Source organism: Aquisalimonas sp. (genome assembly GCF_007120195.1).
Taxonomy (GTDB): Bacteria; Pseudomonadota; Gammaproteobacteria; order Nitrococcales; family Aquisalimonadaceae; genus Aquisalimonas.
The window spans coordinates 1-11,900 of sequence record NZ_SKOG01000283.1 but is presented as its reverse complement, the minus strand read 5'-3'; the positions used below and the strand labels follow the sequence as shown (position 1 = coordinate 11,900).

Genomic DNA, 11,900 nt, shown 5'->3' with positions numbered 1-11,900 from the left:
TCCGCTCCCTCCCGATGCATGGCTTCCGCGACCCCGTGGGCAATGGAGCGAGTGCTGGCCACCCCGGTGATCAGTGCCTTCTTGCCTGCAAGAAACCCCATGACTGTTCTCCTCGCGGTCGGTTATTAGCCGCGAACTATAACGTATTCCCGGCATATTCGGGCAGAGGGGCCACCGCCGCAGTGGTGCGCGCCTGTGAAACAGGGCACTGAAAGCCTGCCGAATTCTGCTATCCTGCGTGCCACCCTCGTCGCCGGCAGAAAGGATCTCGCACAGCAGATCATGAATCCCGTCATCGTTCTCGTGGGCCGCCCCAATGTAGGCAAGTCGACCCTGTTCAACCATCTCACCCGAACCCGTGACGCGCTGGTCGCGGATTTCCCCGGTCTGACCCGTGATCGCCAGTACGGCCGGGCGTCTCTAGGCGAGCGAGCGTTTATCGTCGTGGATACTGGTGGGTTGGGCGAGGGCCAGGAGGGTGTCGAGCAGGGCATGCACAAGCAGGCCCTGCAGGCCATCGAGGAAGCGGACGCGGTGGTCTTCCTGGTGGATGGTCGCTCCGGTGTTACGGCGACGGACCAAGATTTGGCGAAGCGGTTGCGCTCTGCCGGCAAGCCGGTGGCCCTGGCTGTCAATAAGACCGAAGGCCTCCCCCCCGGGATTGCCGTATCTGAGTTCCATGCCCTTGGCATGGGCGAGCCTTGGCCGATTGCCGCCGCCCATGGGCACGGCATCAAGCGCCTGATCGCGCAAGTGCTGGCGGCCTTGCCGTGCGCAGCAGGGGCGGTGGAATCCGCCGGGCCATCGCCGGATGAAGCGACCCCCGGCACGCGGGTTGCGGTGCTCGGCCGGCCAAACGTGGGGAAGTCGACGCTGATCAATCGCTTGCTTGGACAACAGCGCGTGCTCGTCTACGACACGCCGGGGACCACCCGGGACAGCATTTATATTCCCTTCGAGAAGGACGGCCGGTGGTACACGTTGATCGACACCGCCGGCGTGCGCCGCCGGAGCCGGGTACAGGAGTCCATCGAGAAGTTCAGCGTCGTCAAGACCCTCGCCGCCATCGATGTCGCCCATGTGGTCATCGTCGTGCTCGACGCCCGTGGCCGGGTGACCGAGCAGGACGCTCATCTCGTCGGGCACGCCATTGAAGCCGGCCGCGGCCTGGTGATTGCGGTCAACAAATGGGATGGTCTGGACGATCACCAGCGCGATGACGTCCGACGCCTGTTACGGGTGAAGCTTGGATTTCTCGATTTCGCTGAGATTCATTTTATCTCGGCATTGCACGGTACCGGCGTCGGTCTCCTGCTGGAGGCGGTGGACCAAGCCCACGAAGCCGGCAGCCGAGATCTCGCCACCGGGCGGCTCACGCAGATCCTCGAAGATGCGGTGGCGCAGCATCCACCGCCGCTGCTGCGCGGGCGGCGCATCAAGCTGCGTTACGCCCATCAGGGTGGGCGCAACCCGCCCGTGATCGTGATCCACGGGAACCAGGCCGAGCGCACCCCCCGGGCGTATCGGCGTTATCTGGCGAACACCTTCCGTGACGTCCTGAAGCTCCATGGCACGCCCGTCAGACTGGAATTCAAGACCACGGATAACCCCTACGAAGGCCGACCCAACAGGCTCAGCCCGCGCCAGCACCAGCGGCGCAAGCGGCTGATCAAGCACGTCGCCAAGGCTGCGCGCAAAAGGCGCCGATGACGCAGGCCCCGGCTCAGACGTCACTTGCGGGCATGAAAGACACGTTGACCAAACGCACAACCAGGAGAGTTGACCCATGCGCGTGCACCTTGCCCTGCTCTTGGCGGGCGTTTTTCTGGCCGCTTGTGCCACCCAGCCCGAGCCGGACTCGACTCGCCCCACCTCCATGGATGAGCCTCCGGAGGCGTTGATCGGCACATGGCAGCTCACCGGGGTGATGACTCCCCATGGGCAGTTTCTCGAGCCCGCAGGGACCCAGTTCACCATCGAGATCTCCCCGCAGGGCGACGCAGCCGGGTCGGCAGCCTGCAACAACTGGAACAGCAACGTCCAGCACGTGGACGACAGGCATCTCAGCTTCGGCGCCATCGGTTTCACCCGCGTCGAGTGTCAGTTGCGGCACGACGATGCGCGGGCGGTGGAGGAGCGGTTCGTTATCGATCTGACGCGGACCATGGAATGGTCGCGGCACAGTGACACCCTGACCCTGCAGTTTCAGGACGGTCAGCAGTGGGAGCTGACTCGCCCGGGCGACTAGTGTCCTGTAACGAATTTCGGCTACAGGACACTAGTGTTCGGCGGCAGAAGCAGGGCACGGGGGCTATCAGGCCCCGTGCCCTGGTGCTTACCAGTCCGGGAACTCCGTGTAATCAGAGGGGTTGACGTCACCCGGTCCTGGGGCGAGCGCCTCGCGGTAAATCGCCATGAACAACGCGCCCTGTTCCAAGGCATCGTCCAGGGCCACATGGCTATGCCTGAGCTCCGGTTCGAACCATCGGGAGGGCAGGCGGTCCTTGGTGGTGCGGTGGTACGAGCTGCGCTTGTGGATCGCCATGGCGTAGCTCTTGATGTCGAGAGCGGCATAGCCAAACGGTGCTTCGCCCGTGAAGCGCAGCAGGTAATAGTTCACAAAGGAGAAATCGAAAGCGGCCGGCCAGGCGACAAACACCGGCCGTCCATCGAGGCTGTTCAGCCAGTCCCGGTAGGCACGCATGGCGGCCTCGGGTGATTTCGGGTCCCGTCTTGCCATCTCCCATGCCTCTGGTCGCTGCTCCCACCATTGCGTGGTAGCGGGGTGAGCGCCCGCCTCGGGCAGCGTCTCGAGGTTGACACTGAATGTATCCAGCAAGCTGCCGTCGTCGCCGTAGGCCGCCGACGCAAGCGATAGCATGGAATACAGGCCCGGCACCGGGCCGTCCGCCTCGATATCCGTGGATACAAACACGTCATTCGGGGGCTTGCGGAATCGCGACATCGATACATCTCCTGTACAATAATTGTATTACAACGCACGCATGGTGGCAGTGCTGAGTCGACGGTGCTCAACCACCGGCAACCCGGGAGATTCCTTGTGGCCCTCAGACAGCTTATCGTGTGTCTCGGCGATCAGCTCAACCGCGATGCTGCCGTGTTTGACAACTTTGACAAGGCCCAGGATGCAGTATGGATGGCGGAAGTTCCGCAAGAAGCCACCCATGTATGGTCACACAAGGCGCGCATCGCCGTGTTCCTTGCCGCCATGCGGCACTTCGCCCAGCGCGTGGAGCACAGTGGCGCCACAGTTCACTACCGGCGGCTCCAGGAGCACTGCCATTTTTCCCTTGGGGAAGTGCTGACGGCGGACCTTGAGCGCCTGCAACCGGAGCGGGTCATGGTGACCCAACCCGGCGATTACCGGGTACTCGAGCTACTGAAGGCCGCGGTGCGCGCAGCAGGTGGACGCTTGGTCGTCGTGCGTGACCGGTATTTCTTTGACTCCCCCGAGCGCTTCCGGTTGTGGGCCCGTGGGCGCAAGCAATTGCGGATGGAGCACTATTATCGGGCGATGCGCAAGGAGCACGGTGTGCTTATGGATGCGGGCAAGCCAGCCGGAGGCGCTTGGAACTTTGATGCCACCAATCGTCGCAGTTTCGGAGCAAAAGGCCCGGGCAGATTGCCCGCTCCCCTGGGGTTCGCGCCCGACGCCATCACCCGCGAAGTCCTCGAAGTCGTGGAGCAATGCTTTCCCGATCATCCCGGCCGCCTGGATGCATTTGACTGGCCCGTGACGCCCGAGCAGGCCTGGGATGCCCTCGTGGACTTCATCGATCATCGCCTGCCGGCGTTTGGTCCCTACCAGGACGCACTGTGGACCGATGAACCCTGGCTATACCACTCCAGACTGTCGGTCGCCATGAACCTCAAGCTGCTCGCCCCCCGCACCGCCGTGGACGCCGCGGAATGGGCCTGGCGGGGCGGTCGGGCGCCGTTGGCGTCCGTCGAGGGGTTTGTGCGCCAGATTCTCGGTTGGCGGGAGTTTGTCCGCGGCATTTACTGGCTGCACATGCCCGGATATCTGGAGCGCAACGCCCTGGATGCCCGGCACAACCTCCCTGGATTCTTCTGGACGGGTGAAACGCAGATGACCTGCCTGCGGCAGGCGTTGCGGCAGACCCTGGATTACGGCTACGCCCACCACATCCAGCGTCTGATGATCACCGGCGTCTACAGCCTGCTCTTGGGCGTCGAGCCCCGACAATTGCACGAGTGGTATCTCGCGGTGTATGTGGACGCCGTTGAGTGGGTGGAGGCGCCTAACACCCTGGGCATGTCCCAGTTCGCTGATGGCGGCCTGCTCGCCTCCAAACCCTATTGCGCCTCCGGCAAGTACGTTCGGCGGATGAGCAATTACTGCACTGAATGCCGGTTCGACCCGGACAAGCGCAGCGGTGCGGACGCCTGTCCTTTCAATACCCTGTACTGGGATTTCCTGATGCGCCATGAAGACAGGCTCCGCGCTAACCCTCGGACCGCGTTGCAGGCCCGCACCCTCGATCGCATCGACGACGCGACGCGTGCCGCCATTGAGGCCGATGCCGTCGCGCATCGGCAAGCTGTGTTGCCCGAGTAAAGAGCGCCGGACACGATCCGGCCCTCGTCGGCTTCGAGCCGCACCGGCGGTAGAATAAGCCAGAGTCATTCTTGGTCTTGGGCAAGGGAGAGCGGCGGGAAATGATCCCCGTGGCGGACGATAACCCCACACGCATTCTGCCATTCATCACATGGCTCATCCTGGCCGCGTGCGTCGGCGCGTTCTTCTGGCAGTTGGGCCTCGATCCGCGTGCCCATTCCATGGCGGTGCACAGCCTGGGGTTCATTCCGGCGGTGTTCTTCGGTCAGGCGACGCTGCCGCCGTCCCTGGAGGTTGTCCCCGTCTGGGCCACCCTGGTGACGTCGATGTTTCTACACGGCGGGTGGATGCACTTGATCAGCAACATGCTGTATCTGTGGGTGTTTGCAAACAACGTCGAAGACGCCATGGGCCACTGGCGGTTCGTGGTCTTCTACCTGCTCTGCGGGATTGTGGCCGCACTTGCCCATGGCCTGCCCGCGCCGGATTCCCAGATCCCGATGATCGGCGCCAGCGGGGCCATTTCCGGTGTCCTGGGCGCATATCTCCTGCTGCACCCGTTTTCACGCATCACGGTGATCATTCCCCTTGGATTTATCATCTATCCGGTGCGCCTGCCCGCTGGGATCGTGCTGATGGTCTGGTTCGTTTTCCAACTGATCAGCAGTGCCACGGTGGACCCTGGCGAGCCCGGTGTCGCATTTCTGGCCCACGTGGGTGGTTTCGTGGCCGGAGTGCTGCTGATTCCCTTTTTCAAGTTCCGTCGCGTTCGACTCTTTCAGGGGAAGACGATCTGACTGCCGACCCGGGGGACCGCACCAATGCCTTACGCTGACACCAACGGATTCCGCTGCTGGTATGACTACCGTGAAAACGTCCCCGGTGCCCCCACCGTGGTGTTGTGTAACGGCATCATGGGCACCCTCGAAGGCTGGGAGCGTCAGCTTCCTGCAATTGAGCGGCTCGGCCTCAATGCCTTACGCTTTGAGTACCGTGGTCAGTGGCGCTCGGCGCTGACGCGTCCGTGGCCCTGGAGCTTCGATACCCATGCAGAAGATCTTGCCGCCTTGCTGACGGAGCTGGGCGTGGCGCGCTGTCATGTGGTGGGAACGAGCTACGGCGGCTTTGTGGCAATGCGCTTTGCGGCCCGCTATCCGGAGCGCACCATGAGTCTCATGGCCTTGACGACGGCGGCCCGCATCAGGCCGCTGGCGCAACGCATTGTGATGAACTGGCGCAACTGGGCCCAGGCTGGTGATATCGCGCGCAAGTTCTCCGGCATGATCCCCGATCTTTACTCGGAGCGGTTTCTCGCGGCTCATGGCGAACGGATCGACGCCGGCATGGAAGCGGCGCGGCAGGCGGCGGAGGAAACGCCGGATTTCTGCGAAGGGCAGGTGGCGCTGCACGACACGAGCTTCCGCGAACTCATCGGTGCGGACACATTCGATGTGCTTGCCTGCATTGATTGCCCGACACTGGTTGTCGCCGCCGAGGAGGACCGGCTTTACCCGCCAGTGGACGCACAGGAAGTGGCTGCAGCCATCCCCGGCAGCCGCTACTTGGTTGTGCCCGGTGCCGGCCATGCCCTGGTGGTGGAGAAGCCGCGCGAGGTGAACCTACTCATGGCCGGCCATCTCCACGAGTCCCAATGAGCAGCGGCATCTGTTCGGCTGCCGTGGGCTTTGAACAGAGCGTACACAACCATTGCCTGGAGGTCGACGATGGATACTGGCTTTATCACGCGGCAGAGTTAGTGGCCAGGAAGCCGCATAGATGGCCAGCGCCCCGCCGTGTCGTTGGGCGCCCGGGAGACGTGGACCTACAATCAGTTGGACGACGCGGTGACCCGCTCCGCCAATGGCCTGCGTGCCCTTGGTCCAGTTCCGCGCGCGGACGATCCGGCCATGCTCGTGTACACATCCGGCATCACTGGCCGGCCCAATTGTCGGGGTGCCCGGTCCCAAGTTCGTGGAAACAGTCTGTGCCGTGGTCGTGCCTATGGAGGGTGTTGCGTTGTCGGAGAGTGCGGCCCTAACGAAACGCCAGTGCGGCTGTCAAAGCATTGAGCTGGTCAGGAGGCAGTCCGGATGAAAAGGCGGGTATTTCTCGGAGGTGCGGTGGCGCTGGCTGCGCTGTCGGCATCCCCTCTGATACTGGCGGAGAGCCGTCGCATGGCGCATCACAGTGTATCCATAGGGACGTCCGACCTCGAGCGGCTGGATAAGCCACCGGCTGCCTGGAAGGACGTCCTGGAGCAAGACGCCTGGGAGATTCTTTTCCGGGAAAAGACGGAGCGCCCGTTTTCCAGCCCCCTGGACGATGAATACAGGGACGGGACGTACATCTGCGCGGCCTGTTTCCTGCCGTTGTTCAGTTCCGAGACCAAGTTCGACAGCCGTACCGGGTGGCCCAGCTTCTACGAACCCTTCGATGGCCACGTGGACACGAAACTGGATCTGAAGCTCATCTGGCCGCGCACGGAGTATCACTGCAGGCGTTGCGGTGGGCACCAGGGCCACGTCTTTAATGATGGACCTGAGCCGACCGGCCAGCGCTGGTGCAATAATGGGCTGGCGCTACAGTTCGTGCCGGCGGCTGAACCACTGCCGGCACTGCGGGGATGAGAATGCGCTTGCGTGGTTTGCTTGCGGGTTGACCGTGTTGGGCAGGGTTGTGTTACCCGGATTGTCAGGTGCCGCGACACGCGCCCGGCGGTATTCGCCGGCGGTTATTTCTGGTGCATGCAACCGCCCAAACGAGTCGCCACGGCCATCGCAGGAAGAAGTGTAGGGCGGATTAGCCGTAGGCGTAATCCGCCATTAAACCAACCGCCAAAGCCACTCAGATGTTGTGCGCCTGCGGCGCGGTTCGCTCTAACGGGCGCGGTTCGCTCTAACGGCGGATTACGCTGCGCTAATCCGCCTACACCTAAACCAGTCGCCGCGGCTATCGAAGGGAGATGTGTAGTCAGTTGGAGCAACGTAATCCGATCGCATTGTTACGGACATCCGTGATGCAACCGCTTTTTTTATCTGGCTGAGACGGTACGGCTGCGATCGTCGCGCCTGTGTGGCCGCGATAACCGGTTGGACGAGCCCTGGGGAGAGTGATATCGGCAACGGGGCCGCCCGATGTGGCGGCCCCCGTCGAATGCCAGGTTGTGGCAGGGGGTTAAAAGCGGAATTGAACGTTCACGGAGCCCATGTCCAAATCGGTGTCGTCCAGCGCCATACGTTCGTACTCAAGGCGCAGGTCCACATGGTCGGACAGAGTCACTCGCGCACCGACCCCATAGAACAAATCGTTGCTGCTGTCACTGCGGCTGATCGGTCCCAGTGACCGTTCCCGGTCCCAGAACAGCTGCCCAACCTTGCCGTAGGGCGCGATCCACGGGGTGAGTGGCAGGGCGGCAATGCCCGCAACCGTCCAGCCGGTGGCCTCCATTTCGAGGTTTCCGTCGTCTGTGCTCCCGAAATCCCAATAACCGACTTCCAGGGAGAACACGCGATTGGCCTCCACGCCTCCAAAGACCCGCCAAGCCCAGCGGTTATCCTTGAGATCGTCGTCCTCATCGAGGAAGTCTTCATCGTTTAACCGGTAGTAACCGAGTCCGGTACCGACATAACCCCTCACCTCCGGTTGCGTCGCCGTTTGACCGAAAGCCGAGACGGGCGCGATCAGCAGGCTCGTCATGGCAATCGGTAAAACGGCTCTTGATAGCAACATTGTCTCCTCTCCCTGTCGCTTGCTAGAAACGGTCCCGGATCCCTACTGTGCGATCCGGTCTTGGCGTCGCCCGCAAGAATGCCCCTGTATAGTGTGACTACACAGGGGGGCGGCCGCGAAAGGCGCTGACAACCGCGGAGATCAAAAACAGCACGATGAAAACGAAGAAGATGATCTGCGCGATCTCAGCCGCAGCCCCGGCAATGCCGGTAAACCCAAGCAAGCCTGCGATGATGGCAACGACGAGGAACGTCAGGACCCAGGCGATCATGGGTGCCCCCTTAATCGGTCAGTGGTTCAATCAGGTAGCGAGCCGTCCGGCTCGCTTGTCAGATGCGTCTAGTCATCAAACGTATCTTCAACGGCGTCCCCGGTATCCTCGCCGGCGTCGTCGACTGCTTCGCCTGCTTCCTCGACCGGTCCCTGGTCATCGCAGCCGCTTAGAGCGGTGCCGCCAAGCACGAACACCAGTGGCAGGGCAAGTAAAATCCAGCGTATCTTGGGCATGGTTCTATCCTTCATCGAGTATTGGTTTCCGGCCCCCAGCGGAGCCGGCAGGCAGATAACGGCACCTCTGTGCAATGGTGTCATCGTCATCTGTTCCCCTGGTGTACGCATGGGGCTGGCGAAGAGTTCCATCGGCCGGAGGATTTGATGAGTAGACGGGGCTCCGGCCAGTGATGGCTCGGCTCCACCTAGCCTGCGCGAGACCGAAGGCCGCTGTGGGGAATGTGGGCGATAACAGGCACGTTGCTTTTAGGGCAGGAATCGCCTGCTCCGAAACCGCAGACAACGACGCAGAGACACAGGATTGGAATTCCAATGATTGAGTTGTACAGAAATAGCGTACAGTCCTGGGAAATCGACATGATGGGCCACATGAACGTGAAGTTCTATGTGGAAAAGTCCACAGCGGCCCTCGCGGTCCTTGGCCATTACCTTGGACTTGGCCCTGATTACACCCGCAACACCGGAGCGCGGTTGATCCCCGTCGATCATCACATTCGCTTTTTGCACGAGCAACGATCCGGGGCCCCCATCGTTATACGCGGGGGCGTGGTGGCTGCGGAAGCAGGGGGCATTCGCCTCTACCAGGAAATGGTCAACGCCGCCAGCGGTGCAATCGCTGCGACCTTTACGCTCACCGCCACACTCCAGCATGCCGGGAGCCGGGAAGCGCGTCCGATCCCGGAGGCCGCCCGCCAGCGGGCCGAGGCATTGCGCATGCCTGTGCCAGAGCACGGCGCAGCACGGGGTTTGCAGCTGACGCCACCGCGGCAGGCCCCGACCCTGAGCGAGGCGGACGATCTGGGGATGCTGGCGACCTGGCAGGGCCCGGTGTTGCCACGCATGGGCGACGCTGACGGCTTCCTGGCGACAGACGCCCACATGGGCACCGTCTCCGACGCGATCCCCAACCTACTGGTCCACCTGACCGCCGAGGATCGCTCCGACAGTTCCCTGGGCGGCGCCGCATTGGAGTACCGATTTGTCTATCGTCAGCCCGCGCGCACTGGCGATCTGCTCGCCCTGCGCAGTGGCATCAAGGAGGTGGGCACCAAGACCTACCAGTTCGGTCACTGGCTATTCGACATCGGCACGGGTGAGGCGGTGGCCACCGCCGAGGCTGTGGCCGTGATGCTCGATCTGTCGGCCCGCAAGGCCGTTGTCATTCCCGCCGAACGCCGCAGCGTACTGGAGCGGCATATCATTCCCGGGCTATCCGCGTGATAGGACGCGGCGCCGCTACAGGCCTTGGCCGGCGTTGCCCGCCGGGGACGCATTGACTCCTGGGGAAGGACAGCGCATTGTCCCATCACCTGTCATCCTCACGGGTGGGAGCGCGGGTCGGCCACACCGCCGAGCGCGGGGCCAGCGCTCAGAACTGCTTGAGCGGTTCCGCCATCCGGGCCGGCAGGACCAGCGTCGACCCCGACAGTTGCAATCGATCCATGAACACCAGGCTGAGGAGAGTGATGATATGGCGGTACGAAGCGCTAGCGCGGAATGGAACGGTGATCTCAAGACTGGGAAGGGCAGAATGGCCCTCGGCAGTGGTGCTTACGAGGGGCAGTATTCTTTCAACTCCCGCTTCGAAGAGGGGACGGGTAGTAATCCGGAAGAATTGATCGGGGCGGCGCTGTCCGGCTGTTTTTCCATGGCACTCTCAAACATGCTCGCCGAGGCGGGACATAGCCCCGAGTCCGTTAAGACCGACGCCCGGGTGCATCTGGAATTCGGAGCGGACGGCCCCGCCATTTCCCGCATTGAGCTTGTCACCGAGGCGGTTGTCCCAGGGCTCAGCGCTGACGAGTTCGCCAAGCATGCCGAGGCGGCCAAGACGGGGTGTCCGGTCTCCAAGGCACTGGCTGGTCCCGAGATTACCCTCAGCGCCACCCTGAAGTAAGCCCGCTCGGTATCGGCGAGCCCGCTGCCGGCGTCGCGTCAACCGGGCCTTGCGCCGCCCAGTCGAACCCGGGCGGCGCAGGGTGGCATTAATGGGCCTCCCTTGTGCCGAGCGTGGCGAGTCTACCCGGTGCACTTGCACCCGACATGGCCACACCCGCTGCCGCTGTCGTGCCCTTTGGCGCACGCGTCGCCGCAGTAGAGTTTGCCGTCGCGCTTTACCGCCTGCTCAGGGGGGATTACGCAGACGCAATCGGGGCAAGCACATTTCACACGATCGACTTCTGTCATGGTGTCTCTCCCGTTTCCTCGTGGATATGCTCCACCATGTTCTGGAGCATGGTGCGCACGTGGTCGTCACTAACCTGGTACAGCACCGTGCGTCCCTGCCGGTGACCCTTGACCAGCCGCGTTGCCCGCAGCAGACGCAGGTGGTGACTGACGAGGGACTGCGATGCATCCAGGCGCCGTGCCATAAGGCTGACGCTCAGCGGCTCATCCATGCACGCCAGGATGATGCCCAGGCGGGTCGGGTCGCCGAGCATGCGGAACATCTCGCCAAGTTCCGTCAGCTGATCTTCCGTCAGTCTCTCCATCAGCAAATAATGCCAAACAATGAACACATCTTCAATTGTTAATCTAGCGCCGATACCAATACCGGTCACGGCGCGGAGGACTCCCGATGAGCATGATTGACTGGTACTTCGATTTCGTTTCTCCGTATTCGTATCTCGCCTGGCATCGCTTGAGCGAGGTGTCCGCGGGTGCCGCCATCAACCTGCACCCGGTGCTGTTCGCCGGGCTGTTGAAGGCCTGGCAACAGAAGGGTCCTGCGGAAGTTGCGGCCAAGCGGGTCTGGACGTATCGGTGGTGCACCTGGTGGGCGCAGCAGCAGGGCATCCCGTTCCGCTTTCCGGCCGTGCATCCGTTCAACCCGTTGCCGTATCTGCGCATGAGCGTTGCCGCCGGCAATGACGCCTCGGCGGTTGAACGGATTTTCGCGGCCCTTTGGACCGGCGCAGCGGACCCTCAGGACGAGCAGCTGGTGGCAGCGCTACTGCACGGGCTGCACCTTGATCGCGAGCGCCTGGAAGCTCCTGCGGTTAAACAGGCGCTTCACAACGAGACACAGCAGGCGATCCAGAAGGGTGTCTTTGGGGTACCG

15 protein-coding genes and 1 pseudogene are annotated in these 11,900 nt (G+C 62.8%); 9 read left to right on the top strand and 7 right to left on the bottom strand.

Annotated elements, in window-relative coordinates:
- Positions 1 to 101 (bottom strand): annotated as a pseudogene (locus QZT63_RS19580) (enoyl-[acyl-carrier-protein] reductase FabI); the annotation flags it as partial.
- 181 nt (positions 102 to 282) lie between these two features.
- On the opposite strand from QZT63_RS19580, the gene der reads away from it, so the two are divergent.
- Together der and QZT63_RS19570 are read left to right on the top strand one after the other, a co-directional pair.
- Positions 283 to 1,710 carry a ribosome biogenesis GTPase Der gene (gene der, locus QZT63_RS19575; protein ID WP_290653684.1) on the top strand — a complete coding sequence of 476 codons (1,428 nt, stop codon included), beginning with the start codon at positions 283 to 285 and terminating at the stop codon, positions 1,708 to 1,710.
- 76 nt (positions 1,711 to 1,786) lie between these two features.
- Positions 1,787 to 2,248 carry an META domain-containing protein gene (locus tag QZT63_RS19570; RefSeq protein WP_290653682.1) on the top strand — a complete coding sequence of 154 codons (462 nt, stop codon included), beginning with the start codon at positions 1,787 to 1,789 and terminating at the stop codon, positions 2,246 to 2,248.
- An 87-nt stretch (positions 2,249 to 2,335) separates the two neighbouring features.
- On the opposite strand, the gene QZT63_RS19565 is transcribed toward QZT63_RS19570, so the two are convergent.
- Complete coding sequence (locus tag QZT63_RS19565; RefSeq protein ID WP_290653680.1) at positions 2,336 to 2,965, bottom strand: 3'-5' exoribonuclease; 630 nt, start codon at positions 2,963 to 2,965, stop codon at positions 2,336 to 2,338.
- 96 nt (positions 2,966 to 3,061) lie between these two features.
- Here QZT63_RS19565 and QZT63_RS19560 point away from each other — a divergent pair, with 96 nt between their 5' ends.
- The 4 genes from QZT63_RS19560 (at position 3,062) to msrB (ending at position 7,227) form a co-directional block, all read left to right on the top strand.
- On the top strand, positions 3,062 to 4,600 hold the full coding sequence (locus QZT63_RS19560) for a cryptochrome/photolyase family protein (protein ID WP_290653678.1): 1,539 nt from the start codon (positions 3,062 to 3,064) through the stop codon (positions 4,598 to 4,600).
- Between the two features lie 71 nt (positions 4,601 to 4,671).
- A complete protein-coding gene (locus tag QZT63_RS19555; RefSeq protein WP_290653676.1) occupies positions 4,672 to 5,397 on the top strand; it encodes a rhomboid family intramembrane serine protease in 726 nt (241 codons plus the stop codon).
- A gap of 24 nt (positions 5,398 to 5,421) precedes the next feature.
- Positions 5,422 to 6,255: an alpha/beta fold hydrolase gene (locus QZT63_RS19550; RefSeq protein WP_290653674.1), complete on the top strand. Its 834-nt coding sequence runs from the start codon at positions 5,422 to 5,424 to the stop codon at positions 6,253 to 6,255.
- A gap of 435 nt (positions 6,256 to 6,690) precedes the next feature.
- Positions 6,691 to 7,227: a peptide-methionine (R)-S-oxide reductase MsrB gene (msrB, locus tag QZT63_RS19545; protein WP_290653672.1), complete on the top strand. Its 537-nt coding sequence runs from the start codon at positions 6,691 to 6,693 to the stop codon at positions 7,225 to 7,227.
- A gap of 547 nt (positions 7,228 to 7,774) precedes the next feature.
- Here the strand turns inward: msrB and QZT63_RS19540 are convergent.
- From QZT63_RS19540 to QZT63_RS19530, 3 genes are all read right to left on the bottom strand, one after another.
- Positions 7,775 to 8,329, bottom strand: a complete 555-nt coding sequence (locus QZT63_RS19540) for a porin family protein (protein ID WP_290653670.1) — start codon at positions 8,327 to 8,329, stop codon at positions 7,775 to 7,777.
- Between the two features lie 97 nt (positions 8,330 to 8,426).
- A complete protein-coding gene (locus tag QZT63_RS19535; protein ID WP_290653668.1) occupies positions 8,427 to 8,600 on the bottom strand; it encodes a DUF1328 domain-containing protein in 174 nt (57 codons plus the stop codon).
- Between the two features lie 68 nt (positions 8,601 to 8,668).
- Entirely contained in the window at positions 8,669 to 8,836 is a 168-nt protein-coding gene (locus QZT63_RS19530; RefSeq protein WP_290653667.1) for a hypothetical protein, read from the bottom strand.
- A gap of 315 nt (positions 8,837 to 9,151) precedes the next feature.
- Here QZT63_RS19530 and QZT63_RS19525 point away from each other — a divergent pair, with 315 nt between their 5' ends.
- Both QZT63_RS19525 and QZT63_RS19520 read left to right on the top strand, forming a co-directional pair.
- Positions 9,152 to 10,060 (top strand): thioesterase family protein, encoded by a 909-nt coding sequence (locus tag QZT63_RS19525; RefSeq protein WP_290653666.1) that lies wholly within the window; start codon positions 9,152 to 9,154, stop codon positions 10,058 to 10,060.
- Positions 10,061 to 10,310: 250 nt separating this feature from the next.
- Positions 10,311 to 10,736: an OsmC family protein gene (locus QZT63_RS19520; RefSeq protein WP_290653664.1), complete on the top strand. Its 426-nt coding sequence runs from the start codon at positions 10,311 to 10,313 to the stop codon at positions 10,734 to 10,736.
- Positions 10,737 to 10,858: 122 nt separating this feature from the next.
- On the opposite strand, the gene QZT63_RS19515 is transcribed toward QZT63_RS19520, so the two are convergent.
- Positions 10,859 to 11,026 carry a metallothionein gene (locus QZT63_RS19515; RefSeq protein ID WP_290653662.1) on the bottom strand — a complete coding sequence of 56 codons (168 nt, stop codon included), beginning with the start codon at positions 11,024 to 11,026 and terminating at the stop codon, positions 10,859 to 10,861.
- The gene (locus QZT63_RS19510) at positions 11,023 to 11,331 is read right to left on the bottom strand and encodes a metalloregulator ArsR/SmtB family transcription factor (protein WP_290653660.1); all 309 of its coding nucleotides are present in this window, start codon (positions 11,329 to 11,331) and stop codon (positions 11,023 to 11,025) included. Before QZT63_RS19510 ends, QZT63_RS19515 begins: the two co-directional genes overlap by 4 nt.
- 86 nt (positions 11,332 to 11,417) lie before the next feature.
- Between QZT63_RS19510 and QZT63_RS19505 the strand changes: the two genes are divergently transcribed.
- On the top strand, positions 11,418 to 11,900 hold a 483-nt coding region (locus QZT63_RS19505; protein ID WP_290653658.1), incomplete at its 3' end, for a 2-hydroxychromene-2-carboxylate isomerase.